The 24,625-nt window shown below is 40.2% G+C and carries 25 protein-coding genes and 1 other annotated feature; of the genes, 18 read left to right on the top strand and 7 right to left on the bottom strand.

The window, feature by feature from the left end:
- Window positions 1-30: 30 nt before the first annotated feature.
- The 8 genes from ACQCT5_RS12395 (at window position 31) to ACQCT5_RS12360 (ending at window position 9,084) form a co-directional block, all read left to right on the top strand.
- A complete protein-coding gene (locus ACQCT5_RS12395) occupies window positions 31-1,569 on the top strand; it encodes a spore germination protein (RefSeq protein WP_499642313.1) in 1,539 nt (512 codons plus the stop codon).
- 14 nt (window positions 1,570-1,583) lie between these two features.
- Entirely contained in the window at window positions 1,584-2,678 is a 1,095-nt protein-coding gene (locus ACQCT5_RS12390) for a GerAB/ArcD/ProY family transporter (RefSeq protein WP_499642311.1), read from the top strand.
- Entirely contained in the window at window positions 2,675-3,754 is a 1,080-nt protein-coding gene (locus ACQCT5_RS12385) for a Ger(x)C family spore germination protein (RefSeq protein ID WP_499642309.1), read from the top strand. Before ACQCT5_RS12390 ends, ACQCT5_RS12385 begins: the two co-directional genes overlap by 4 nt.
- Before the next feature lie 381 nt (window positions 3,755-4,135).
- The gene (locus tag ACQCT5_RS12380) at window positions 4,136-5,050 is read left to right on the top strand and encodes a hypothetical protein (RefSeq protein ID WP_499642307.1); all 915 of its coding nucleotides are present in this window, start codon (window positions 4,136-4,138) and stop codon (window positions 5,048-5,050) included.
- A 33-nt stretch (window positions 5,051-5,083) separates the two neighbouring features.
- Window positions 5,084-5,713 (top strand): DUF4129 domain-containing protein, encoded by a 630-nt coding sequence (locus ACQCT5_RS12375; protein ID WP_499642305.1) that lies wholly within the window; start codon window positions 5,084-5,086, stop codon window positions 5,711-5,713.
- A 2-nt stretch (window positions 5,714-5,715) separates the two neighbouring features.
- Window positions 5,716-6,849, top strand: a complete 1,134-nt coding sequence (locus ACQCT5_RS12370; protein WP_499642303.1) for a DUF4350 domain-containing protein — start codon at window positions 5,716-5,718, stop codon at window positions 6,847-6,849.
- Entirely contained in the window at window positions 6,846-7,775 is a 930-nt protein-coding gene (locus ACQCT5_RS12365) for an AAA family ATPase (protein ID WP_499642300.1), read from the top strand. Before ACQCT5_RS12370 ends, ACQCT5_RS12365 begins: the two co-directional genes overlap by 4 nt.
- Window positions 7,726-9,084 carry a DUF58 domain-containing protein gene (locus ACQCT5_RS12360; RefSeq protein ID WP_499642297.1) on the top strand — a complete coding sequence of 453 codons (1,359 nt, stop codon included), beginning with the start codon at window positions 7,726-7,728 and terminating at the stop codon, window positions 9,082-9,084. The genes ACQCT5_RS12365 and ACQCT5_RS12360 overlap by 50 nt, the downstream gene beginning before the upstream one ends.
- Here ACQCT5_RS12360 and ACQCT5_RS12355 read toward each other — a convergent pair.
- On the bottom strand, window positions 9,076-10,044 hold the full coding sequence (locus ACQCT5_RS12355; RefSeq protein ID WP_499642294.1) for a stage II sporulation protein M: 969 nt from the start codon (window positions 10,042-10,044) through the stop codon (window positions 9,076-9,078). The two genes, ACQCT5_RS12360 and ACQCT5_RS12355, sit on opposite strands and share 9 nt — an antisense overlap.
- Before the next feature lie 110 nt (window positions 10,045-10,154).
- On the opposite strand from ACQCT5_RS12355, the gene ACQCT5_RS12350 reads away from it, so the two are divergent.
- Window positions 10,155-10,955, top strand: coding sequence for an RDD family protein (locus tag ACQCT5_RS12350; RefSeq protein WP_499642291.1), 801 nt, complete (start codon window positions 10,155-10,157; stop codon window positions 10,953-10,955).
- A gap of 176 nt (window positions 10,956-11,131) precedes the next feature.
- The gene (locus ACQCT5_RS12345; RefSeq protein WP_499642288.1) at window positions 11,132-12,109 is read left to right on the top strand and encodes a ring-cleaving dioxygenase; all 978 of its coding nucleotides are present in this window, start codon (window positions 11,132-11,134) and stop codon (window positions 12,107-12,109) included.
- 114 nt (window positions 12,110-12,223) lie between these two features.
- Here the strand turns inward: ACQCT5_RS12345 and ACQCT5_RS12340 are convergent, their stop codons facing one another.
- From ACQCT5_RS12340 to ACQCT5_RS12330, 3 genes are all read right to left on the bottom strand, one after another.
- The gene (locus ACQCT5_RS12340) at window positions 12,224-12,370 is read right to left on the bottom strand and encodes a hypothetical protein (protein ID WP_499642285.1); all 147 of its coding nucleotides are present in this window, start codon (window positions 12,368-12,370) and stop codon (window positions 12,224-12,226) included.
- Window positions 12,371-12,542: 172 nt separating this feature from the next.
- Window positions 12,543-13,406 (bottom strand): DUF3307 domain-containing protein, encoded by an 864-nt coding sequence (locus ACQCT5_RS12335; protein ID WP_499642282.1) that lies wholly within the window; start codon window positions 13,404-13,406, stop codon window positions 12,543-12,545.
- A gap of 14 nt (window positions 13,407-13,420) precedes the next feature.
- Entirely contained in the window at window positions 13,421-14,164 is a 744-nt protein-coding gene (locus ACQCT5_RS12330) for a hypothetical protein (RefSeq protein ID WP_499642279.1), read from the bottom strand.
- A gap of 192 nt (window positions 14,165-14,356) precedes the next feature.
- Window positions 14,357-14,567: a binding site (T-box leader), on the top strand.
- A gap of 44 nt (window positions 14,568-14,611) precedes the next feature.
- Between ACQCT5_RS12330 and tyrS the strand changes: the two genes are divergently transcribed.
- The 3 genes from tyrS to ACQCT5_RS12315 all read left to right on the top strand — a co-directional run bounded on the left by tyrS (window position 14,612) and on the right by ACQCT5_RS12315 (window position 16,918).
- Window positions 14,612-15,856: a tyrosine--tRNA ligase gene (tyrS, locus tag ACQCT5_RS12325; RefSeq protein WP_499642276.1), complete on the top strand. Its 1,245-nt coding sequence runs from the start codon at window positions 14,612-14,614 to the stop codon at window positions 15,854-15,856.
- Window positions 15,857-15,918: 62 nt separating this feature from the next.
- Complete coding sequence (locus tag ACQCT5_RS12320) at window positions 15,919-16,557, top strand: NUDIX hydrolase (RefSeq protein ID WP_499642273.1); 639 nt, start codon at window positions 15,919-15,921, stop codon at window positions 16,555-16,557.
- Window position 16,558: 1 nt separating this feature from the next.
- Window positions 16,559-16,918: a glyoxalase superfamily protein gene (locus ACQCT5_RS12315; RefSeq protein WP_499642372.1), complete on the top strand. Its 360-nt coding sequence runs from the start codon at window positions 16,559-16,561 to the stop codon at window positions 16,916-16,918.
- A 54-nt stretch (window positions 16,919-16,972) separates the two neighbouring features.
- Here the strand turns inward: ACQCT5_RS12315 and cydS are convergent, their stop codons facing one another.
- The 3 genes from cydS to ACQCT5_RS12300 are packed head-to-tail and all read right to left on the bottom strand — an operon-like array spanning window position 16,973 to window position 19,450.
- A complete protein-coding gene (gene cydS, locus ACQCT5_RS12310) occupies window positions 16,973-17,074 on the bottom strand; it encodes a cytochrome bd oxidase small subunit CydS family protein (RefSeq protein WP_499642270.1) in 102 nt (33 codons plus the stop codon).
- Window positions 17,075-17,085: 11 nt separating this feature from the next.
- Window positions 17,086-18,099, bottom strand: coding sequence for a cytochrome d ubiquinol oxidase subunit II (locus tag ACQCT5_RS12305; protein WP_499642267.1), 1,014 nt, complete (start codon window positions 18,097-18,099; stop codon window positions 17,086-17,088).
- A 13-nt stretch (window positions 18,100-18,112) separates the two neighbouring features.
- Window positions 18,113-19,450, bottom strand: coding sequence for a cytochrome ubiquinol oxidase subunit I (locus ACQCT5_RS12300; protein ID WP_499642264.1), 1,338 nt, complete (start codon window positions 19,448-19,450; stop codon window positions 18,113-18,115).
- Between the two features lie 334 nt (window positions 19,451-19,784).
- Here ACQCT5_RS12300 and ACQCT5_RS12295 point away from each other — a divergent pair, with 334 nt between their 5' ends.
- The 5 genes from ACQCT5_RS12295 (at window position 19,785) to ACQCT5_RS12275 (ending at window position 24,624) form a co-directional block, all read left to right on the top strand.
- Window positions 19,785-20,951, top strand: coding sequence for a tetratricopeptide repeat protein (locus ACQCT5_RS12295; protein ID WP_499642261.1), 1,167 nt, complete (start codon window positions 19,785-19,787; stop codon window positions 20,949-20,951).
- A gap of 123 nt (window positions 20,952-21,074) precedes the next feature.
- Window positions 21,075-21,560 (top strand): hypothetical protein, encoded by a 486-nt coding sequence (locus ACQCT5_RS12290; protein ID WP_499642259.1) that lies wholly within the window; start codon window positions 21,075-21,077, stop codon window positions 21,558-21,560.
- Between the two features lie 79 nt (window positions 21,561-21,639).
- On the top strand, window positions 21,640-22,248 hold the full coding sequence (locus tag ACQCT5_RS12285) for a hypothetical protein (protein WP_499642257.1): 609 nt from the start codon (window positions 21,640-21,642) through the stop codon (window positions 22,246-22,248).
- A gap of 643 nt (window positions 22,249-22,891) precedes the next feature.
- Window positions 22,892-24,028, top strand: coding sequence for a sensor histidine kinase (locus tag ACQCT5_RS12280; RefSeq protein ID WP_499642252.1), 1,137 nt, complete (start codon window positions 22,892-22,894; stop codon window positions 24,026-24,028).
- On the top strand, window positions 24,025-24,624 hold the full coding sequence (locus ACQCT5_RS12275) for a response regulator (RefSeq protein ID WP_499642249.1): 600 nt from the start codon (window positions 24,025-24,027) through the stop codon (window positions 24,622-24,624). The genes ACQCT5_RS12280 and ACQCT5_RS12275 overlap by 4 nt, the downstream gene beginning before the upstream one ends.
- Window position 24,625 lies beyond the last annotated feature (1 nt).

Genomic DNA, 24,625 nt, shown 5'->3' with positions numbered 1-24,625 from the left:
TGCATCCTAAAGAATAATTAGGTGACTGTAATGAAAAAAAGACCTATAAAAAAACTGATCAATCATGATCCTCCAGAACCAAAACCAATTGAGACGGTGGAGGAGACCAAAACTTTTGATCAATTACTAAATCTCTTTAAGAAATCAGACGATTTTGTAGATTCGTTCTATGAGAAATGTAAAACACCATTTCATCTCTATTATTACAGCTCTTTGGTTGATAAGGATATCATTCAAAAGGAGATACTTCCATATTTCCATAAATATAGAATAGATAAGATGGAAGACCTGCCTTTAACTATTCCGATTGATGACATCAAAATGACGGACGATTGGAATGAAGTTCAAGAAATGCTATTGTACGGCTACGTTGGCATTCATTTGTCTAATGAAACAACCACTGTGGCATTATTACCGGCAATAGCAAATAAGGGACGGCAAGTTTCCCTACCTGAAGTGGAATTCAGTGTTGTAGGGCCCAAAGAATCTTTTGTGGAATCGTTGGATGTGAATTTAAACCTGGTCCGAAAAAGGCTGCCTGTACCAGAGCTTGAAGTGAAAGAAATTACTGTTGGTAAGTTATCCAAAACTAGAGTTGCTGTACTGTACTTGGAGGATGTTGCAAATAGTGAAAATATCCATACGGTCATTCAAAGAATTGGGGACATCTCATTTGATCAAATTAATGACAGCTCCTACATCACTCAATTAATCCAGGATAATAATAACTCTCCATTCCCTCAATTTATTGACACAGAACGACCGGATAGGGTTGCATCTGTATTGGCTGAGGGGAAAATTGTCATTCTTGTGGATGGTGCGCCGCATGGGCTGATTGGCCCTACGACGCTTTTTGAGTTCTTTTCTGCATTTGAAGACTATTTTCTTAATTGGATCATTGCATCCTTTTTCCGTGTCGTTCGACTGTTTGCTGTCATTTTTTCCATATTAGTGACACCTATTTATGTAGCGGTATTGACCTATCACTATGAATTGATACCAAAAGACCTCGTAAGTACCTTGGTCACGTCGAGAAATGCGATACCTTTGCCACCCATCATTGAAGCAATCATTCTGGAACTGGCAATAGAATTGCTAAGAGAGGCAGGGGCAAGACTACCTACAAAAGTCGGCCAAACAATCGGTATCGTAGGAGGGATTGTAATTGGAACTGCATCAGTGGAGGCTGGACTGACAAGTAATGTTCTCCTAATTATAGTGGCACTCTCTGCATTGGCCTCCTTTACAACACCAGTCTATCAAATGGGTAATACGATAAGACTGATTCGGTTTCCCTTTCTCATTTCAGCCCATTTTTTAGGTTTATTGGGAGTAACCTTATGCTTTTGTTTTTTGCTTATTCATTTACTTCGATTGACATCTTTAGGTCGGCCTTTCTTGGAACCTATAAACCCTTTGCGTCTTGCAGACTTGAGAGATGCAGTCATCAGATTACCTTTTTCTCTGCAATCCAAGCGACCTATTGAGGTTCAATCGGAAGATACGGTTAGGTTTGATAATAAGAAAAACAAGAAAAAGAAGCTAAAAGATATTGATGAGTATTACTGATAGGAAGATGGCAAATGAAAAAAGGCATTCCTGAAGTTTTCCAAGTTTCTCCATATTTTGTGTTTTTTCTCGTACACTCCGTTCAGATTGGTGTTGGGATTTTAGGATTTCAGCAAAGCCTGGTTTCTGTAGCAGGAAATGATTCCTGGATAGCTGTTATCATTGCAGGAATCGCTGTTCATATTGTCATCTGGATCATCTTCCAGTTATTAAACCGGGCTGAAATGGATCTTATCGACATAAATAAATTCGTTTTTGGTAAATGGCTTGGTGGTTTTTTTAGTCTTATTTGGATGTTCTATTTCCTAAGTGTTGGATATACTGTTCTCTATTCCTATTTTGAAGTCATACATGTTTGGATGTTTCCAGAAGTAAATAACATTTTATTGTCCATTCTTCTTGGGGTTCTGATCGTGTACACAATCCTAGGGGGCTTTAGAACAGTAGCAGGAATCTGTTTTCTTGGTGTGGTGATACCGGCATACTTGATTTTCACATTCCTTTTTCCCATTCAATATACCCAAATCATTGCTCTATTCCCTATTTGGAACCACGGTATAAAGGATATGTTTCTGGCTTCCAAGGAGATGACACTTAGTTATCTAGGTTTTTCCACCCTTTTGATGTACTATCCTTTCATAAAGGAGGCAAAAACGTCCCATAAATGGGCTCAGATGGGAGCATTATTAACCCTTTTAACCTATCTTCTAATCACAATTATTTCATTAAGCTATTTTAGTGAAGAACAGCTGGAAAAACAGATTTGGGCAACTTTAACCTTGTGGAAAATAGTTGAAATGCCGGTGGTGGAGCGCTTTGAGTACATTGGCATCACATCCTGGGCGCTCATCATTCTACCAAATGTTTGTTTATTATTTTGGGCGTCAACAAGAGGCCTGAAAAAGATACTGGGAGTTAATCAAAAGTATACATTGTTAGGATTTGTATTGTTGATGATCATCCTCAGTACTTTTTTTCAGAAAAGGGAGCAGGTTGCCATGCTAGGTAGCTGGACCACCAAAGTCGGCCTTTATTCTGAGTTTGTCTTTGTGCCTTTACTATTTCTACTATACCTTGTTGTGTCCAAGGTAAGGAGGAAGAAAAAATGAAGAAGAATTTGTGCTTTTGCCTGTTTTCTTTCACTTTAATATTGTCAGGCTGCCTAAATCAAAAAATATTGGATGATGTCCAATTGGCTAGTGCTGCTGGATTTGAATTGGGTGAGGATGAGGATACCATTATCGCTACCGCTGTATTTCCCGTATATAAGCCTGATTTAACAGTGGAAAACAAAACGTACACCTCTTCCTCGAAGCTTAGTAAGATCATTAGAGATAAATTAAATAGAAAATCTTCAAAACCGTTTGTAAGCGGGAAGATTGAAGTAGCATTATATAGCAAAGAGCTTGCTGAAAAAGGAATTTTTGAAATCATCGATACGTTCAGAAGGGATCCTGCCACTGGAGCAAAAATGTTCCTCGCTGTAGTAGAAGGAGACCTTGGAAATTCCCTGAAGATTCAATACGGGGAAACAGATAATGGAATGTTTCTTTCCAAATTGATCCAGCATAATATTGAAAGTGGCATACTCCCGAAAACCAATTTGCATCTTTTTACCAAGGCCTATAGGGAAGAAGGGAGGGACCCTATTCTTCCTTACTTGAAATTAACCGACAAAGAAGCTGACATAAAGGGAGTTGCTCTTTTCAAGGAAGATCAATTCGTTGGATCGATCGAAGGGGAAGAATGTTATATCTTTATGTTCTTGGTTGAAAAGTTCACTTCAGATGCTTCCATGAGCGTCAAGTTAGGTGATGATGGGGTATTTGCATCAGTTTTTCATATTGATTCAAAGAGAAAATATGAAATAAAAAATATCGAAAATGATCCAAGTATTACAATCAAAATTAAAACGAATGCAATCATCCAGGAATATTCAGGGGACGACATTACATCGAAAGTTAAAAAACAAATTGAACGGAGTATGGAAGAGGAAATAGAAAAGGAAGGAGAGGAAATGATAAAAAAGTTTCAAGGTTTGAAAATTGACCCGCTTGGTATTGGATTTCAGGTAAAGCATCGCTCAAGAAAATGGTCGAAAGAAAAATGGGATGAGCTTTATCCTTCCATTCAGGTTAACGTAGAAGCTGAAGTGGAAATTTCGGAAGCTGGAGTAATAAGCTGAAAGATCAAATCTATTTCTATTTTAAAATACAAGTGGTTATCGTTCCGCAAAAAATTCAAAAAACTCAGTTGATTGAAGTGGAAGGCACGGAGACTCCTGCGGGAGGAAGGGACAAGGGAGTCCCCGCAGACGCGTAAGCGTCGAGGAGGCTCCTGGACCGCCTAAGGATAAGCGCAGTGCCTGGAATGGAAATCAACGGGCTTTATGATACAGGCACAAAAAAAATCTCTGTCAATGACAGGGATCTTTTTGTTGTAAAAGCATTTTACTTTTCTAAAATTATCTATTGAATAAGCAAATTATTTCTCGAAATTTGCTAGATTAATGGTAAAATAGTCGATATGACAACATATGGAATATAAATTTAGGGGGCTATCAGGAATGGATCAACAATTAAACAGACCAAAAGGGTTCGGGCAAATATTGGATGTCACGTTTCGCCTAAGCAGAACCCGCTTCAAAGATTTTTTCTTAATATTACTTATCCTCTTAGGACCTGTCTATTTGATACAGGCACTGGTTCAATTAGCAACTGGCACCAGTTTTTTCAGAGAAGTAGGGGAGGGCAATGGTTGGTTGGAACAGATGGTTGCAGGCTTGGAGGCAAGTGATCCTGCATTTAGTTCCAATATAGCTGCAGATATCGGAGTTATGCTGGTTGGATTGATCAGTTTGTTTCTGTATCCTGTAGCACAGGCTGCCATTCTTTATGGTGTAGACCACGTTCGAAAAAACGAGGAGTTTACTTTTGGGACATTGATTAAAAATGGATTCTCCCGTTTTTGGGCCATTATCGGAAGCAGTATTCTATACGGTATCATCGTCTTTGGATTGATAATCGGGACTATTTTATCCGTTGTGCTAATGAGCCTCGTTTTCTTTGCAATTGATCCGATAATCGGAGTTATTCTGACAATTCTACTATCCATTGGATCAGCAATATTTGTCGGGTATTTTTCCACTCGCTGGAGCTTTTATTTCGGTTCGGTTGTCATCGATGGAAATTCACCGGGGTTGGGTCGCAGCTGGAAGTTGAGCCAGGGACGTACATGGGTGTCCATGGGACTGTACCTCATCTTCTTTTTAATCATCAGCTCCATTACATTTGCCATAGAACTTTCATTCGCACTTTTGCTTGGCGGAAGCGTCTTGTTGGGACTTATCGTCAGTCTTGCTACTTTATTTACTACTCTCATTATGTCGGTCGGCTATGCCGTCATGTATTTGGATTTAAGAAGTCGACACGATGCTGATGACCTAAAAGATCTCATTGACGACTACCATGTCGGGCAATAACCTTTGTCCTATTGAAAGACAGGTGATGATGTATTGATGAAGGAAGAAAAGGCAAGAGAAGAAATAAAGGAGATACTCAAGCATCACGAGTATCAGATATATTACGAGGATAATAGAAATACATTGCAAGTTTTATGGGATGACTTAAAGGCTTGGCTGGCGGATCTGCTGGCCAAGTTCTTTCCATCATTGGAGGCGACAAGTTCTGTTGCTGGTAATATTCTTATCGTGATTATTTCGGTTGCAATCGCTATTTTAGCGATCATATTCATCTTTTTCGCTGTAAGATATCGTCAGAGAAGGGCCATAGGTAAACAGCAGCCTTTTCATTCTCCAAATGAATTGGAGTGGAGTTATCAGCAACATCTCAAACATGCATTGAAACAAGAGGAATTAAATGATTTCAGCTTATCTACACGCCATCTATTTCTCGCACTTCTACTCTATTTCCATGAAAAAAGCTGGTTGGAAGCTAGAATCTGGAAAACCAACTGGGAGTATTACGAAGAGCTCCGATCTGCAAAAAAAGATAGCGCAGATTTATTTTTTAACTTTGCCCTCCTTTTTGATCGAGCAACCTACGGAAAGCAGCAGATTAAAAAAGAAGAATACAGCCTTTACCGGGATAAGGCCTTGAAATGGTTGGAAGGAGGAGGAAGGTAGAATTGCTACAGGTATCAAAAAACCGCGGATGGATTTGGTTTGCCGCAATATTAATTCTATTTTTGCTTGGCACTTACTTTATTCTTTCAAAAGGGACCAAAACCTATTTACCCTATGACTCCCATTCCCCTTCACCTACAGGTATCAAAGCTTTTTATACATATGTACAAAAGGAAATCGGTGGAATAAGCCGATGGGAGGAACCGCCAAGTAAGCTTTCCGGCTCGGAAAATCAGCTACTTTTGATGGTGGAGCCATATACGGTACCAAACCAGGAAGTCATGGATGAGTATATTGCATTTATGGAGCAGGGTAATACAATTCTGCTTCTTATGAACAACCCGGACTCCATGTTCGGTCTTAACACCAATTATACTGAATTCCCTTCATCAGACGGACGGATTTTCATGGAAGACTCTAAGGAATATCGAGCACAAAATTTTTCATCTGTTCGAATAGAGGCGGAAGAAACAGATGAAGTACTGCTTAGTGATGAACACGGAACGGTCGCATTGAAACGGCATTTTGGACAGGGTTCCCTCGTTGTTTCCAATACACCGGAATGGATCACAAATGATGCAATCCTAAAAGAGGAGCACCTGGAACTTCTGTTGTACCTACTGCAGAAGGATAATCAAGAGCTGGGTGTGCTATTAATTGACGAGTATTTACATGGTGAGAACAGTGGTTCCACTTTCACGACCACATATCCTCAATGGTTTATTATAATCATCATTCAAGGAGTGTTATGGACCATTCTCTTATTATGGAATCGTGGAAAAAGATTCGGTCCCGTCCTCGTGTCCAGGGAGGAAACTGTGCGTTTCAGTGATGAAAATTTGCAGGCTCTTGCAGCCTGGCATATAAAGGGGAACAGGTATCAGGATTCTCTTTCCATACAGGCGGACTATCTGACATTTGTATTTCAAGAAAAATGGGGCATTCCATCAAGCAAAGAATGGATGGACCGTGCCGACTCGCTTGAACGAAAATCTAAAACAATGGACCCGAAGAGTGTGAAAATATTTTTATATGATTTAACAAACATATTGGCAAAAGAGAAGATAACCAAACAGGAATATATGCTCTGGTCAAAAAAATTGGATCAACTTAGGAAAGAGGTGGAGGAAGGATGAAACCTGAATTAGCATCCTTACTTGAAAAATATGAACAACGGATCTTGGGACAATCTTTAAATCTTAAACTCTTGATTTCTTCTATTCTTGCAGGTGGACACGTGCTATTGGAGGGAGTACCCGGAACCGGGAAGACGCAAATGGTACGGACGCTTGCCAGCCTTCTTGGCGGAACGTTTACACGTATCCAGTTTACACCGGACTTACTGCCGAGTGATATTACAGGAAGTACCATCTACAATATGAAAGAAGGTTCTTTTCAGACGCTGAAGGGTCCGATCTTCACAAATATTCTGTTGGCAGATGAAATAAATCGTACCCCTGCCAAGACGCAGGCTGCCTTACTTGAAGCAATGGAAGAGGGTCAGGTAACCATCCAGGGGGATACCTATTCTCTATCTGATGTATTTTTTGTTGTTGCAACACAGAACCCGATTGAATTTGAAGGTACATATCCATTACCGGAAGCACAACAGGATCGCTTCCTATTTAAATTACATGTTAATTTCCCATCCTTGGAAGAGGAGACGAATGTATTAAAGCAAGTGATTGAAAAAAGCTATGACGCGAGTAACGTTCAACCAGTTTTAGATATGGAAACCTTTTTATACATCAGAAGAGAAATTGAAATGATTACGGTCAGCGAGAGTGTGCTTCATTATATTATGCAGATAGTACGCAAAACAAGGGAAGTAGACTCCATCCGTTTTGGGGCAAGCACTCGGGCCGGAATCTCCATCGGAAAGGCAGCACAATCCTTTGCATATTTAAGTGGCAGGGATTACGTTACGCCTGATGACGTTAAGATTGTAACCAAGCCTGCCCTGCGCCACCGTATCCAATTATCTCCACATACGGAATTGGAGGGATCTACTGTTGACCAGATCATTGAAGAGCTTGTGGGGTCGATTCCTGTTCCGAGATAAGGGGATTGTTCCAACCAATCGATTACTTATAGTATTTGCCATTCTTACAGGGATCCTTTTAACAGCGACATTATGGAATTTGCCATGGTCATTTGTCCTACTTGCCAATATCCTGGTATTAATTTTCAGCTTGGTGGATTTGATTTTTTCCCCCAATAAGAATCAGCTTCTGGTGAAACGCTCATGTCCGGGTGAAATGGAGAGGGGCATCAACTATGGGGTACCGATCACGGTTCAGAACGCATCCTCCTACGATGTTACTTTTAGAATCATAGACGGTCTGCCTCAATCATTCGAAAGGCCTTTTCCATTATCAGGTAAAGCAGAAAGAGAGACTTCGGTAAAGTTTGTTTATCAGACAAAAGCACCAGTCCGCGGCGATTATCAGGTTAATAAAATGTATATCCGTTACCGAAGTTCATTGGGGCTATGGGAAAAACAAATCTCCATTTCTTTAAAAGAGAGCATCAAGGTAATACCGGACATGACCCAAACCAAACAATTTTTGGAGGATGCCCAAAAATTCTTAAACTACGAAGGTATAAAAATCAGAAAATATAAAAGTGGAGTAGGAGAATTTTCAAAAATCCGTTCCTATGTGGTAGGGGATGACCCACGAAAAATTAACTGGCGTCAGACCGCTAAGCTGCAGGAAGTAATGACAAATGAATATGAACCTGAGCATGGAAAGCATATTACCATATTGATTGATTGCGGAAGAATGATGGGAGCTGAACTGAAAAATGGGAACCGATTGGAGAAATCCATCGAGGCTGCCCTGACCGTGACCGCTGCCGCTTTACAAAAGGGAGATTATGTAGCCGTTCTTGCTTTCTCCAAAAAAGTGAAAGTTTATATTCCACCAGCTAAAGGCATGTCTCATCTTCAAACCATTCTTCATGGTATCTATAATCTGGAAGTGGATGCTGCGGAATCCAATTATGGGGAGATTTTAAATTATCTTCAGCTTGTACAGAAAAAGCGCAGTCTCATTCTGTTATTCAGTGATATTCAGACTTTCCTTCATGAAGAAAGTGCATTGATCTATCTGAAAAGATTGAGACAAAGGCACTTGTTCCTGATGATTGGAGTGGAGGACGAAATGCTGGTGAGTAGAAGCAAAGAGGCACCTGTAAATGTACAACAAACCATGGTAAAAAGTATCGCACAACAGCAGATCCTGATCAAGAAGGATGGAAAAGCAAAATGGGAAAAACAAGGCCTCCTAATGATGGAGGCCCGGGAAGAAAAGCTTGCAACAACCGCAGTATCCTATTATATTGATATGATCAATAGAGGATTATTGTAGCAGTTGCTCCTGCTTTAGGAGTTTCATTTTCGCAATACCGATATAGAGGATCAGCCCGACAACAGTAAGGACAGCTACAAAGTATTTCGCTTCAAACGAAATGGCTGCAGGTGTAATGAATCCTTCAATTACACCTGCTATGATGAACAATGGAATCGTTCCAAGTAAAAGCTGAACGGACCTTTTTGCATTTTCTTTCAACTGGTAACCTCTTGAATAAGGACCGGGTACAAATAGCCTGTAACCCATAAGAAGGCCTGCTCCACCTGCAATAAAAATAGCGGTAAGCTCAATCATTCCATGAGGTACGATGTATGCCCAGAACTCATAGGTTTTATCATAGTGCCAAAATAAGGCTGCAATGGCACCAACAATAATCCCATTATAGATCAATACATAAACGGTAAGGAGACCAAATGTAATTCCTCCTGCAAAAGCAAGGAAAGCTACCTGAATATTGTTTGTCATGATGGAAGCTGACATGAGGGGTGCATCCACGTGACCCTCATTTGCACCAAGCTGGTCCGGATCGAAGCTATTGGCCATTCCGGCAGGCAGTACCGAGTATAGTAGAAGCTCATCATTCGCCACAGCCGCATAACTTCCAAGAAACCCGATTGTAAAAAGCGCCATAGCGATGATGACAAATTTCCATTGCTCAATAAGCATGCCAACAAATTTCACTCCAAAGAATTGACGTGTCTGCTTCCAGCTCGAAACCTGATCCTTATAAAGCAGATTATGAGATTTGGAGACGAGGCCATTCAAATACTGTGTAACTTCTTCATTAGGAAAATAGGTTTGACTATAGGAAAGATGCTGTGCTGCTTTTCGGTAAAGACGATGAAATTTGCTGATTCTTGTTCCGGTAATATTTTTACTCTTATGTAGTTCTGTCACGATTTCTTCGAGCTCTTTCCATACATCTCGATGCTGTTTCACGAATTGTTTTACATTCATACAGGTTTACACCTTCTTGTCATTTATTGTTATTAACCTTTATTATAGTAATATTATAGATAAATAGAAACACTATTGGTAAAATTCATCCATGAAATGAGGTAATACCTTTGAACGCTGAGCAAGTGGACATAAAAACACCAGAATATGTATCATTACAATTCCAATCTGCAGGTCTTGGAAGCCGTGCAGCCGCGTTTATCATTGATCAGATTATCCTGTTGATCGTCAATATTCTTATCATCATAGGATTGTTATTCATGATTAATGGAACTTTCATGGATTTCTTTTCCGCAAATATGCCTTCCTACCTTGTTGCAGCGGCAATCATTCTAATTTTCATCATCAGATGGGGTTACTTCTTTGCATTTGAGTATTTTTCAGGCGGAAGCACGCTAGGCAAGAAGATGTTGGGAATTCGAGTCATCCAGGAAAATGGTCACAGCATTACCCTTTTATCAAGCCTGATACGCAACCTCCTGCGTATCATTGATAGCCTGCCAATGAACTATCTGGTGGGTATGTTGATGATTTTCTTCCACACCAAGCATAAACGTCTTGGAGACCTGGTGGCAGGTACCATTGTAGTCCACGAAAGACGGAAGAAGAAAAAGAAAATGACTGCAATTGAAAAAGAAATCCATAACCGGGGACTTTCCCGCGAGAATCTACCGTTGAATGAGTACGATTTAAAGCGATTCAACGAAAAAGATTGGAACCTATTGAAAACCTATACAAACCGTTTCCTTCAGCTTCCTGTTGATGAGAGGATACTCTTGACCCGGCAGGTTGCAGAAATTGTAGCGCCTAAACTCGGGATGACGGTGGGAGACAAAGGCTACGAGGAGCTAGAGAATTTGTTGCTTGTCCTTTATCTATTGTTGAAGGATGAATGGGAGTTTGAATTGTAAATTAACATAAATTCAATTAGTCCAATTTCTCCAGGTGAGAAATTGGACTTTTTAAACTTACATGAGGTTTTTAAGGTAATCAGTTTTGACTTTTTTATATAGGTTTGATATATTTATCTCGAATTCAAGATATTTTAAAATCGCAAATATTATTCTCAAAACAGGAGGTCATATAAATGAATGGTTTAAAAGGCATACACCATGTTACTGCCATTACGAGCAGTGCTGAAAAGAACTATGAATTTTTCACTTATGTATTAGGGATGAGACTCGTTAAGAAAACTGTAAACCAGGATGACATCCAGACATATCATCTTTTTTTCGCCGATGATAAAGGGAGTCCTGGGACAGATATGACATTCTTTGACTTCCCGGGCATACAAAAAGGCTCTCATGGTACTAATGAAATATACCGGACAGCGTTTCGAGTACCGACAGATGCGTCCCTCGACTATTGGTTAAGTAGATTTGATCGTTTGAAGGTGAAGCATTCAGGAATAGAAGAGCAGTTTGGAAAAAAAGTGCTCAATTTTGTTGACTTTGACGATCAGCAATATCAATTGATTTCAGATGAAAAGAATAAAGGTGTCGCTTCGGGGACTCCATGGCAAAAAGGGCCGATACCTTTAGCGCATGCAATTACAGGTTTAGGTCCTATAACAATAAGAGTGGCGAACTTCGATTTCTTTAAAGAAGTATTAGAAAAGGCGTTGCTTTTTAAAGAAGTATCAAACAGTGGCTCCACCTACCTATTTGAAGTTGGCGAGGGTGGAAATGGTGCTCAGATAATAGCGGAGCATAACAAGGATCTTCCTCAGGCAATCCAAGGCTATGGTACAGTTCACCACGCAGCATTCAGGGTGGAGGACCGTTCTGTTATCGAGGAATGGGACCAAAGGCTGAAGAGTTTTGGATTCCATACTTCCGGTCATGTGAACCGTTATTTCTTTGAGTCCTTATATGCTCGAGTAGCACCTCAAATATTATTTGAATTTGCGACAGATGGTCCAGGATTCATGGGTGATGAGCCTTATGAAACACTAGGGGAAAAATTATCCCTTCCTCCCTTTCTTGAAGCGAAAAGAGAACAGATTGAAAGCATTGTTCGCCCTATAAATACAGTAAGAAGTACTATCGACTTTCAAAAAGAATAAATAACAAAAAGTCCATTCTTCATCAAAGGAAGAGTGGACTTTTTAATATCCCCAAATTAAACAAAAAGAACATTATGCCTGATGCGACACAATGTTCTTGCAAGGGAAACTATCTTATAGTCTCTCTTCGAAACAGTCTAAACCTTTTCTAGCGCTATTAATTAATCTAGCTGCTACAAGTTTTCTTAGTGCTCCACACACTTCCAATTCTTCTTTGAATTCTTCTTCGATATTTTCCAAGATGCTTTGAATTCGATTCACGAATTGTTCACCCCTTTCTATTATCTATCATATGTAAATTAATAAAAGTAGACAGGGTCTTTGACCGGTTAAGACACCCTTTTTTTGCTATCAGATAGGGATGGGAGATAATAAGAATGCATTTACACCCATCCTTTATTGTAGATACAGTATTTATGCATCTGTCAAATATTTACAAAAATACCACTTTAATAATTATCCCATATACAATTGCAAACAGGAAGGAAGTCAAGGTGCCTAGCAGAAAATACTCCGCCCAGTCACGATCATCCATCTGCTTGAAACGGGTCAAGGATTTGGCAGCAACGATAAATCCGACAGCAGAGAAGGAACCCATCAGGATGAGTGCCACTACAAGCAACCGCTCGAGATAGCCGATCACTTTGCCACGGGATAGGTCCTGATGCTTCATTACCATATATGTATACTCCTCGGATAAGCTTTTTTGACTTGTAGAGCTTATTTCTACATCACGAAGTGTATATTTTCCTTCGAAAAGAGAGAGATGCCGGGTCAAGGAACCAAGCAGAATCTTTATGAAGTGACCTGTGACCGACGTAATCAAAATAAACATAATAATGATAAAAAGAGTACTGTCTATCAATGATTTGTCAGCAATCATTCCATCTTTTATATGTAAGTTTACTAAAACCGTATTAAACAAGTGATAAAGGTTCACCTCAAGGAAGTAATAGCAAACTGCTAAAATAGTAAATAGGTGTAATACTTGATCTGCTATGAATAAGAGAAGATTCCAGCCGTTTTTTTGTTTCATAAAAGTGACTTTTTCCTGCAGGTGCATTTTTGCCAGATCAATCAGCGCATGGAAAATAACGATAGTTAAGGTAGGTAATAATACGGCTACGATGAAATTAAAATCCTGAAAATAATACAGGAGGCACAGTGTCACGATGGTGACTAGTGTGTGATGGAAAAGATGAAGCTTCAGGAACTTCTTTTTATCGTTCACCATTTTTTCCGTCTGAAGGTAAAAATCCGCTACAAGATGTGCAAGAATGAGGCTAAGAACAATCATAGTTCCGCTCCTTACTAATTCGTAATAATATCCAGGTTCTGTTTCAGATGATTCTTTATTGTGTTTTGCAGTTCTTTCGTGATATTACTCGGATAGGTCCCGGATTGTGTCTCCTCTAGGTTGTTTAAGGTGTTTTGTAAGGTATTCAAGGTTTTAAGTATTATCTCACAATTTCCTTTCTTGTAGTGGCTTGAGATGGTAGAAGGGGACTTTCCTAATAGGCTTGCTATTGTTTTCTGTTCATCCAATACGGAAAATAGTCCCGAAATGAGACGCTGAAGCTTCGTTTGCTCAGCAATGAGTTTTCCTTGATATTCAAGTAGCAGGTTGCTCATCTCCACAGATGGGATGGACATCGCATTCGAATCTGGGAAGAGAAGGATAGGTGACCGATTTGTGGACTGCTTGATTTTCTCATTTGCCATTCTGGCATGTTTCATCAGGGGGTGATTCCACTTATCAATATCAATATCGGAAATATCTTCATCCACAAGACCAAATGACATGCCGAAGTAGGGTGGCTGATCCGCAAACCTCCAGATTTGACCAATATAAAACGCGACCGTATATGCAGTGGCATAATGGTCAAAAATACAGACAATTTCATCACCGAGACGGTGCTTGACATGGACATTCGGCAATCCTTTTGTCCAGATTTTTATGTAAGCTTCGACCGTTTCCAAATAGGAGGAAACATCTTTCCAATTTCTGCTGGAATCCGTTACATCCATCATAAACACCGATACGGGTCTTTTCATAAGCTGTCCTCCTCCATCATCCAACTAAACATTTAACTAGTTTATGCATATATTTTAAATTAATTCGACTATATAATCAAATTATACATTAATTCGATAGATTAATCGAATCAAAGATAAATAGATGATATAATCAATAAAATCTTGTTGTATTTATCTGGAATATCCATTAGAATAAATAAAAATTAAATAACATAAGTTTTGATAGGAATCCAGTAGTATATTATCTCCCTGTTAGAGAGAACTGATGGTAGGTGGAAATCAGTACAAAGATAATAGCGAATTACCTCCTTGAACTTCTTTTGTGAACTTTAGAGTAGCAGAAGACGGCCGAACCGTTATTCGTTTGAGTGGAAGAGAAATCTTCAACAAAGGGTGGTACCGCGTAAACCACGTCCCTTTTTTAGGGGCGTGGTTTTTTTATTTTATATAATTGGAGGAATTGTGATGGGGACTGTGATCAATAAGCTGTCGAAAGAGCAACAAATAGAAATGGAGAGGCAATTCACGATATACCAAAATGGGGTATCTGAAATTATACCTGCACATGAAATGAAGGAAAAAATCGGAAAGTCACTTATAACAGGGCGTCCGCTTAAAATTAAGCTCGGCTTGGATCCATCCGCTCCAGATGTACATTTGGGGCATACGGTTGTGCTGAATAAGCTGAAGCAGTTTCAGGAGAATGGCCACATCATTCAGTTGATCATAGGAGATTTCACCGGGAAGATCGGCGACCCTACAGGCAAATCAACTGCAAGAAAGCAATTGACAAACGATGAAGTAAAGCACAATGCAAAAACGTACTCTGAACAATTCAGCAAGGTTCTGGATATGGAGAAGGTGGAGCTGTACTACAATTCAGCATGGCTATCCAAATTAGGTCTGGAGGACACCATAAACCTTTCCGCCAGTATTACAGTTGCACGGTTGTTGGAGAGAAATGACTTTTCGGAAAGATTGGCGGCAGGAAAGCCGATTTCCCTTCATGAGTTTTTCTACCCGCTGATGCAAGGCTACGATTCTGTGGAACTGGAGAGTGATGTGGAGCTTGGCGGTACAGACCAGCATTTCAATGTACTGATGGGGAGACACCTTCAGGAGCATTTCGATAAAGAAAAACAGGTTGTCATCATGCTGCCTTTATTGGAAGGCTTGGATGGAGTGGAGAAAATGTCTAAGTCAAAGAATAATTACATCGGTGTTGATGAAGAGCCTAACGAGATGTTTGGGAAAATCATGAGCATTCCCGACAAGTTAACAATGAAATACTTCAATCTGATAACAGATCTGTCGCATGAAGAAAAGACTGAACTTGCCGGGAATTTGGAAAAAGGAAACTTGCATCCAAGGGATGCGAAGATGCATCTTGGAAAAGTAATTGTGCGAATGTACCACAATGAAGAAGCGGCAAAGCTTGCTGAAGAGCATTTTAAAACCGTTTTCCAACGCGGTGCCATACCGGAAGATATTCCTGAAGTCACCTGGAAAGGTGAACAGGCAATACCAATAATAGATCTGCTTGTCCAATTGGGATTGCAAAGCTCTAAAAGTGAGGCTCGCCGCATGATACAGAATGGCGGAATAAGAATCAATGGCGAAAAGGTAATGGAAGTTAATCTTCTTGTAGGTTTCGAGAACGACTTTATCATACAGGTAGGGAAAAGGAAGTTTTTAAAGGTGATCATTTAATAGGTCGAGCAGGTTTACCTGCTCGATCCATAAAGAGAAGAATAGCAAAGGAGGCATGGAGGTTGGAGTCGGAATCCTTAAGGGTATTTGATGAAAGTGGAAATTGTGTAGGTGTAGAGACCAGAGAAGAAATACATAAAAAAGGCTATTGGCATGAGACGTTTCATTTCTGGCTTGTCAGCAGGGAAGGGGGAGTAGAATACATCCACTTCCAGCTTAGAAGCAAACAAAAGAAGGACTACCCGAATCTACTGGATATTACCGCGGCTGGGCATATTTTGGCTACAGAGACAGTGGAGGATGGAATCAGGGAAGTGAAGGAAGAGATAGGAATCGATGTAAGCATGCGAGATCTCATGCCATTGGGTGTGATTCCGTACACTAACGTTCATCATGAACTGATAGACCGTGAATTTGCACATGTATTTTTACTAGTCAGGAAGTATGAAATGGAGGATTTTATCCTGCAGCCTGAAGAAGTATCAGGGATGGCAAAAGTGAGGTTGGATGATATGATTGAACTGTGGAAAGGAAAGACAGAAAAAGTAGAGGCGGATGGATTCAAGATGGATTCTAACGGGGAAAGAGCAGAATGGAAAGAGACTTTGAAAAAAGGTCATTTCGTTCAGCATGAAAATCACTTTTACCTGGAGACATTTGCAGCTATAAAAATGAAAATGGAGGAGATTCCCTATGAGTGAGATGAAAGCGGTTATCCCTATACTACGTATTTTCGATGTGGAAAAAGCAGAAGAATTCTATATGGACTTTTTGGGTTTCGAAAGACAATGGGAGCACCGTTTCGAACCGGATTTTCCTTTGTATATGGAGGTTTCCAGGGGAGATTGTATTTTGCATCTCTCTGAGCATCATGGTGATAGTACACCGGGGTCTGCGGTAAGAATCGAAACGAGTTCTATTGAAGACTACCACAAAGGGCTAATCGAGAAGAACTACCGTTTTGCAAGACCCGGCCTGGAGCAAAAACCATGGGGAACCAGGGAAATTTCCGTAGGCGACCCATTTGGCAACCGAATTGTCTTTTACGAAAGAATCCAGTAGAAGGTTTCACTACAAAAAAAGAAAAAAGCGCAGACGGCCTGCGCTTTTTTCTTTTTATTTATACTTCTCTTTGCCTGCAGCTCCCCACAGAAACAACACACCAATCGCCACGACAATGATAAGAGGGGGAGCGACCATAATTAAGAAATTCTCCATTTTGAACCTCCTTACTTTTTACCTTGGACATATTGATTATCAAAAAGGAATAGACGCATTAACAGATAAAGCGATGGAATCAATAAGCATAGACCACCGATGAAAGCGGTAATCAAAGCAATTGCCATTGACTCATTTGTAAACCCATCATAGATCGTCAAGTATGGATACAGAAGGTATGGCATATGGGATGCCCCGTACCCAAAGAATGCAGTCGCGAATTGAAGCATGACGAATATGAAAGAGAGTCCAAGACGCTGTTTCTTCCACATCAAGTACACCGCTCCAAGGAAGAACAGGAAAGAAAGACTGAACATCCAGGAAAGATTCAGCATTCTGTCAAAGTGGCTCGGATTGTGGTCGCTAAGCGCGAAGAATACGAGTACACTTGCCAAGATGGTAGGAAGACTCCAGTTAAGCGCATATTTTCGAAGCACTTCAAAAGCCTTTTCATCCTTGGCTGTTCTTGCATAGAATGCCAGAAAATAAGCGGAAATATAGAGCACGCTGACAAGCGCCAAAATGACAACCGTCCAGGAATAGAAGCTAGAGAACAAAGCACCATAATCCAGTGTAACGACATCACCGGCAAGGCTGATGAATCCGCCCTCGGATATGGTCAATACAACAGAAAGTGAGGCTGGTATTAACAGGCCGGTAGCTCCATATAGAAGCTGATAAAACTTACTGCCTTTTGCACCATAATGATGGAAGGCATAATAGCTTCCACGGATTGCCAACAGGATAATCGCGATACTACCAGGTATCAGCAAGGTTGTTCCATAATAATAGGCTGTGGAAGGGAAGAATCCGACAATCCCAATAAAGAAGAAAACAAGAAACACATTGGTTACCTCCCAAACAGGAGAGAGGTAACGGACAATCACTTTATCAATGAGATGGTCCTTCTTTGTAACAGAAGAATAGTAGCTGAAAAATCCGGCACCAAAGTCAATTGAAGCAACAATCAAATATCCGTACAGAAATGTCCATAAAACCGTAATACCAACAACTTCGTAACTCATGTTTTCCCCTCCTTTACTCCATGCCTTTGTCTTGCAGTTCTTTTTCAACTGGATTATTTTTAAACATTTTTCTTAGTACCGTAATACATGTAGTACAAAGTACAGCATAAAGGATGATGAACAGCACCAGCATGAGATCGACATGCTCGGATGTGGTAGCCCCTTCTGAAACAGTCATATATCCGACAAGCAGCCACGGCTGTCTTCCTAGCTCCGCGAAGAACCAGCCCATCTCTATGGCAAGTAATGCTAATGGGGAGCCGGCTGCTATTGCCCAAAGTAGCGGCCTGTTCCATTCATTCCATTTTTTCACCTTGGCAATAACAACATAAAGGATAGAGACAAGGGCCAGGAACATTCCGATTCCGACCATCAGGTCAAAGAAGTAGTGTACGACCATTGGCGGAAGCTCTTCCTCAGGAAATTCCTCGAGTCCGATTACCTCCGACCCAGGATCACCATGCGCAAGGATACTTAAGGCATATGGTATTTCAAGTGCATATTTGACTTTGTTGTCCTCTGTCAAATATCCCCCGATAAGTAGCGGTGCCTCAGTCGAAGTTTCAAAATGCCATTCGGCAGCAGCCAGTTTTTCAGGCTGATACTCTGCAAGATATTTACCGGACAAATCCCCAATTACCGCAGTGGAAATGGCGAATACTGCTGCAGCTGTCATTGTCAGGTGCAGTGCTTTTTTATGATAAACATGATTTCTTCCACGCAGAATCGCAATCGCAGCAATTCCTGCCAGAACAAATGCTGTTGTCAAATAAGCTGAAGATAACACGTGTGCCACTTTGGTTGGTGTGGCCGGGTTGAACATTGCGCCCAGAGGACTAATATTCGTCAATACACCATTCTCGATTTCGAATCCACTTGGTGAATTCATGAAGCTGTTGACAGTGGATATAAAAAAGCCAGAAGCCATGGCACCAATAGCCACAGGAATCAATAGGATAAAATGATAGATTTTCTTTTTAAATCGATCCCAAGTATATAAGTAGATACCTAGAAAAATAGCTTCAAAGAAGAAAGCGAAGGTCTCCATGAACAACGGGAGACTTATGACATGTCCTGCAAGCTGCATCAAATTCGGCCATAAAAGGCTTAATTGCAAGCCGATGGCAGTACCCGTCACTACACCGACTGCAACGGTGATGACAAATCCACGGGCCCACCTGCGTGCAAGAAGACGATAATGTTCGTCATTCCGTTTGATTCCCATCCATTCCGCAAGAGCAATCATAAGCGGAACACCTACACCCACAGTTGCGAAGATGACATGGACCGCAAGCGTCAGACCAGTTAATATTCTGCTGTATAAAACCGGATCATACTCTAAACCAAACATAATTTCACTCCTCTGATCACTGATAGAACCATCAATCATAGTTTCTTAACAAAAGTATACAACAGTTTGCTCAATACTTCACAATATAAGTTTTAAGTTTTTGTATGTTCTTAAGTATATTCCCTTTTACCTTTTAACAAAACAGGGTAGAGCGCATTCTTTTTGACAACTTTATGGCAGGACAGCGACGAATTTGTGTCCGGCTAAAAGAATATCAAACATGGTACTAACGTCCCTACAAGCACGCTTTATAGGAAATTTTCACAGAAAAATGTATATAAATGCAGATAATGATGGTAAAATATTCTTATAATTCAAACAAAGGGTGTTGGCATTGAGAAACGGAGAAATGATCGATTACTACCGGAACAAAAAAGGGATCTCACAGGAAAATGTATCTCAAGGGATTTTTCCCGCTTCACACCTATCGGATATAGTGGACAAGCTATTAAGCTGCTACGAGAGTACTGTCAGGCAGGACCCGAAAGAGTCATGGAATAAACTGAGCTATATTAATGAGGAATACAATATTGGAAGTCAAACCATGGATCACGATACATTGTTGCTTTATTTATGCGTAAAACTGAAATATTTCCTTTTAATCCTTGATAAGAAGGTAATTGACAGCCTTTATAACCAGATAGCCGTCCTTCCGACAAGCAATAATAATATCATAGAGTATATCCGGAAGAAGTCGATCGGAATCTACTATTATCGGGTAAATGACAACCTACAATCCATTTTCACTTTAAAACAGGCTTTGGAGATGCATATTAAACTTTCATTACCTGAAGAAGATAGGGCCGAGCTATTTTACCAGATTGCATTGACAAGCCAAAAAACATCTGATTACTTCGAAGCGATTACCTATGCTGAAAAAGCGCTTGATATTTATCAATCCCTTTATTATAACCGGAGATCAGCAGAGTGCCACGTTATCCTTGGATTGAGTTATCATAAAGTCCACCAATTGGAAAAGGCCGAAGAAAACTATCTTTATGCAAAAAAAATAGGGGTAGACCTGAAGGATGTCTATCTGGAATCCATGGCACTGCATAATCTTGGCTGTATGCAATCTTTCTTGGGAAACTCAGAAGATGCCATCTATTATTTTTTGGAATCCCTAAAACTTAAGAGAGAGGAAGACAGAAGTTTGTTTTCCATCAATACCCTTGTAAAGGAGTATTACAAGCTTAATCAAAATGAATTTGCACTTGGCTGGGCAGAAGAAGGGTTGGTTTTGGCCCAAAGAAATAAAATAGAGGAATATATTATCCATTTTAATGTTCACATACATTTAATAAATAAAAATCCGGAAATCGAAAAATATATATCCGATTATGTAATCGATTATTTTACAAGAGCAGGAGACAAAGATAATGTAGCCAAATATGCCGAGATTTTGGCAAAGTATTATACATCAACTGACAGATACCAGTCAGCCTGTGAATATTACGAATTAAGTTTAAAAGTTTGGAAGAATAAAACGACCCTCATATAATACTGAAGCCCATTCGTTTCAGTATGACACACCCTTAAAAAAAATGGTGTGTTTTTTTCTATGCATTTAGGGGAAAGAGACTTCTATTTACTTGTATAAAATCAGGTTTAGGAGTGGTTGCTGATGTTCGGATTTAATGATCTATGGAAGTTCTTTGTCTCTTTCTTCCTCGTTTTGCCAATGGTCACCGCCTTACATGAATTAGGGCATTTTTTCTTTGCAAAATTATTTGGCGGAAAAGTGATTGTTCATATCGGTACTGGAACCGTATTGTTTAAAATTGGTTCGGTCAGAATTAGAAAGCTTTACTTTTATGATGGTTGGTGTGAATATATCACAGTCAGTAATAGAGCAGGGAAAATAGAAAAAGCGTTGGTATATTTAGGTGGGTCTTTGTTTAACATAGCTTCCATATTAATATTGAATGGATTGATCATGAAAGGGGTGCTCGAGCCTAATATCCTAATCTATCAGTTCACTTATTTTTCCTTTTACTATGTCTTTTTCTCCCTATTTCCCATCGACCATCTGAATGGATGTCCAAGCGATGGAAAGGCTGCCTTAAATGTACTGACCAACAAAAAGTTCGATAAAAATCCCTCCAATTGAAAAAGATGGGGCTCCCCTGTTCTTGCGCATCCATTTTGGCCATACTTTAGAATAAATGGAATGTGGAGGAGTACGGAATATGAGATTGATTGCACTTTTAATTATATTGGTTGCAGGCATTAGTTCTATAGGATGCTCCATGAAAGAAATGAAAGAGGTGGAAGACCCAGAACCTGTTGCGGAAAAGGAATTAAGCGCAGAGGATACTGCCTTTGCTGCTGTAAAGCTATTAAAAGTAAAAAACTTTTCCGCTTTAAAAGACCTGATACATCCTTCCAAGGGGGTCCGTTTTACCCCATATGGCTATATCGATGTGGAAAAAAATCGTGTATTTTCAGCTAAAGAGGTGGGTTCGCTCCATGAGAATCAGCAGATCTATCAATGGGGGGAATATGACGGAACAGGCGATCCGATGGAGCTGTCCTTCGAGGAATACTATAAAAAGTTTGTTTATGACGCTGACTATATACAAGCAGAGGAAATCTCCATCAACAAAAGGCTGGGTCATGGCAATAGCATAGATAACAGTATGGAGGTTTATCCGGGTGCAACGGTGGTAGAATTTCATTTCCCTGGATTTGAGGAGAAGTATGAGGGGATGGACTGGAAGAGCCTCCGGGTGGTAATAGAAAAGCTTGATGACAAATGGTATGTGGTGGGAATCATTCATGATCAATGGACGATTTGAAGAAAAATGATGTAGAATGTACTTGAAATAAGAGGTTAGGAATGGTCAAATTCTGAACCCCATTATTCAATTTAGTTGGATGATATCGTTGGATATATCTCTTAAATACCACCTTTAAATAATCTATACATTTCATCAGTAGCACAGAGCTGCTTCGGGGATCAATATTCACGGTATCCCTCTTTAGTAAAACATCTTTATCACTTCACGTGTTTTTTAATTATATTTTAAAAATATCCGTGGTTATCGGTCCGCAAAACGTTTAAAAAACTCAGTTGATTGTAGTGGAAGGGACGGAGACTCCTCGAAAATGCGAGCATTTTCTTCGTGCGATGTATCGCTGCCGCAGCTTTCCTTGTCCTGCGGGAGGAAGGGACAAGGGAGACCCCGCAGACGCGCAGCGTCGAGGAGGCTCCCGGACCGCCCAAGGATAAGCGCAGTGCCTGGAACGGAAATCAACGGGCTTTATTATACGGGTTCACAACAAAATCTAGACAACCTCGAATTACCTACAGCCTAGAATGTACTTGAAATAGGTACATTTTTTGTTACCACAAAACTCTGGTTTTACATTACTTTCCTATTAAATATGGTAAAATAGCAGAAAGACAAAACTTCCCTACAGAAAAAAGAGGTTTACATTATGCAAAAAAGGTATTTGATTTTTCAAAAAGGATCAGGAATCAATCCGTATATATGGAGTGTTTTCAGTATCCTGCCGTTTTATTTCATCTTTCAATCCTCCTCAACACTGGAGGTTATTATCGGAATCATCCTGACCATCTTATTTTTTGTATCTTACCGTTTTGCGTTTTTATCAAAAAAATGGCCGGTCTATCTGTGGACATGTATATTGATTGCCATTTCCATTACCATGACCATCGTTTTTCATTTTATTTATTTCGCTTTTTACATCGCTTACTATAATGGGAAAATAAAAAATCGAATAGCCTTTATCACGCTTTATATTATTCATCTCGTTGCAACAACCGTTGCAATCAATATTAATCTGGCATTAAGGGATGATCTATTCCTGACTCAATTGCCTTTTATCGTAATTATCTGGATCAGCGTTATCCTTTTACCATTCAATCTTTTCAACAAAGGAAAGCAAGACATACTGGAAGCACAACTGGATGTTGCAAACAAGCGTATTTCCGAGCTGGTGAAGCAAGAGGAGAGACAGAGGATTGCAAGGGACCTGCACGATACTTTAGGGCAGAAGCTTTCACTTATTGGACTTAAAAGTGATTTGGCGAGGAAGCTTATTAATAAAAATCCCGAGCAGGCAAAAAATGAGCTGAAGGATGTCCAGCAGACCGCGAGAACCGCATTGAATGAAGTGAGGAAAATGGTCTCACAGATGCGGGGAATTCGACTTAAGGAAGAAATGGTACGAGTAAGACAAATCTTGGATGCAGCAGAAATCACGTGCACGATTGATCATGACCTTCCTTTGAAAAACAGCTCACTGTTTCTGGAAAATATATTAAGCATGTGTCTAAAAGAATCCGTAACAAATGTGGTGAAACACAGTAAGGCAACCGAATGTCATATCCAGATAGAGCAAAAAGGGAAGGAGCTGCGCCTAACCATCACAGATAATGGGATCGGTATGGAAGAGGAACAGGACCTTTTGAAAGGCAGCGGCATATCTGGTATGAAGGAAAGACTTGAGTTTGTGAACGGTACGCTAGAGATAGAAGCAGAAAAAGGGACTACCGTTCTCATCAAAGTACCGAATGTTGTGATGCAAAGAGATAAGGGGGAGTATGTATGATTCGTATTGTAATAGCCGAGGATCAGAGAATGATGCTGGGTGCTTTAGGTTCATTACTGGATTTTGAAGATGATATGGAAGTGGTGGGCATGGCCGGAAACGGCGAGGAGGCCATTGCCCTCTACAATCAATACAAGCCGGATATTTGCTTGATGGATATTGAAATGCCCTTGAAGACGGGATTGGATGCAGCAGAAGAATTGAAGGGGACGGATTGCAAAGTCATCATCTTAACAACGTTTGCCCGCACCGGCTATTTCCAGCGTGCATTAAAAGCCGGCGTGAAAGGGTATTTGTTGAAAGATAGTCCAAGTGAAGAGCTTGCAAGCTCCATTCGCACCATCATGGAGGGAAAACGGGTCTATGCTCCTGAGCTGATGGATGATGTATATGGAGAGGAAAACCCATTGACTGAAAGGGAAAAGGCGGTACTTGAGCTTGTGGCAGATGGGAAGAATACACAGGAAATTGCAGAAGAGCTCAGCATCAAGAGCGGCACGGTAAGAAATTATATTTCTACCATTCTCGATAAGCTTGAAGTGAAAAATAGAATTGAGGCCATTACCCAATCCAAGGAAAAGGGATGGTTCAAATAAT

This window comes from Sutcliffiella halmapala (genome assembly GCF_050107295.1).
Taxonomy (GTDB): Bacteria; Bacillota; Bacilli; order Bacillales; family Bacillaceae_I; genus Sutcliffiella_A; species Sutcliffiella_A halmapala_A.
Note: the sequence above shows the minus strand (reverse complement) of the source record. Positions and strands in the feature narration are given on the sequence as shown.

Coding starts and splice junctions, on each gene's coding strand:
- ACQCT5_RS12385 (WP_499642309.1), top strand. CDS start 2,675: ATGAAGAAGAATTTGTGCTTTTGCCTGTTTTCTTTCACTTTAATATTG.
- ACQCT5_RS12355 (WP_499642294.1), bottom strand. CDS start 10,044: ATGAATGTAAAACAATTCGTGAAACAGCATCGAGATGTATGGAAAGAG.
- ACQCT5_RS12395 (WP_499642313.1), top strand. CDS start 31: ATGAAAAAAAGACCTATAAAAAAACTGATCAATCATGATCCTCCAGAA.
- tyrS (WP_499642276.1), top strand. CDS start 14,612: ATGGGGACTGTGATCAATAAGCTGTCGAAAGAGCAACAAATAGAAATG.
- ACQCT5_RS12365 (WP_499642300.1), top strand. CDS start 6,846: ATGAAACCTGAATTAGCATCCTTACTTGAAAAATATGAACAACGGATC.
- ACQCT5_RS12315 (WP_499642372.1), top strand. CDS start 16,559: ATGAAAGCGGTTATCCCTATACTACGTATTTTCGATGTGGAAAAAGCA.
- ACQCT5_RS12345 (WP_499642288.1), top strand. CDS start 11,132: ATGAATGGTTTAAAAGGCATACACCATGTTACTGCCATTACGAGCAGT.
- ACQCT5_RS12275 (WP_499642249.1), top strand. CDS start 24,025: ATGATTCGTATTGTAATAGCCGAGGATCAGAGAATGATGCTGGGTGCT.
- cydS (WP_499642270.1), bottom strand. CDS start 17,074: ATGGAGAATTTCTTAATTATGGTCGCTCCCCCTCTTATCATTGTCGTG.
- ACQCT5_RS12305 (WP_499642267.1), bottom strand. CDS start 18,099: ATGAGTTACGAAGTTGTTGGTATTACGGTTTTATGGACATTTCTGTAC.
- ACQCT5_RS12330 (WP_499642279.1), bottom strand. CDS start 14,164: ATGAAAAGACCCGTATCGGTGTTTATGATGGATGTAACGGATTCCAGC.
- ACQCT5_RS12390 (WP_499642311.1), top strand. CDS start 1,584: ATGAAAAAAGGCATTCCTGAAGTTTTCCAAGTTTCTCCATATTTTGTG.
- ACQCT5_RS12280 (WP_499642252.1), top strand. CDS start 22,892: ATGCAAAAAAGGTATTTGATTTTTCAAAAAGGATCAGGAATCAATCCG.
- ACQCT5_RS12300 (WP_499642264.1), bottom strand. CDS start 19,450: ATGTTTGGTTTAGAGTATGATCCGGTTTTATACAGCAGAATATTAACT.
- ACQCT5_RS12380 (WP_499642307.1), top strand. CDS start 4,136: ATGGATCAACAATTAAACAGACCAAAAGGGTTCGGGCAAATATTGGAT.
- ACQCT5_RS12285 (WP_499642257.1), top strand. CDS start 21,640: ATGAGATTGATTGCACTTTTAATTATATTGGTTGCAGGCATTAGTTCT.
- ACQCT5_RS12335 (WP_499642282.1), bottom strand. CDS start 13,406: ATGATTGTTCTTAGCCTCATTCTTGCACATCTTGTAGCGGATTTTTAC.
- ACQCT5_RS12290 (WP_499642259.1), top strand. CDS start 21,075: ATGTTCGGATTTAATGATCTATGGAAGTTCTTTGTCTCTTTCTTCCTC.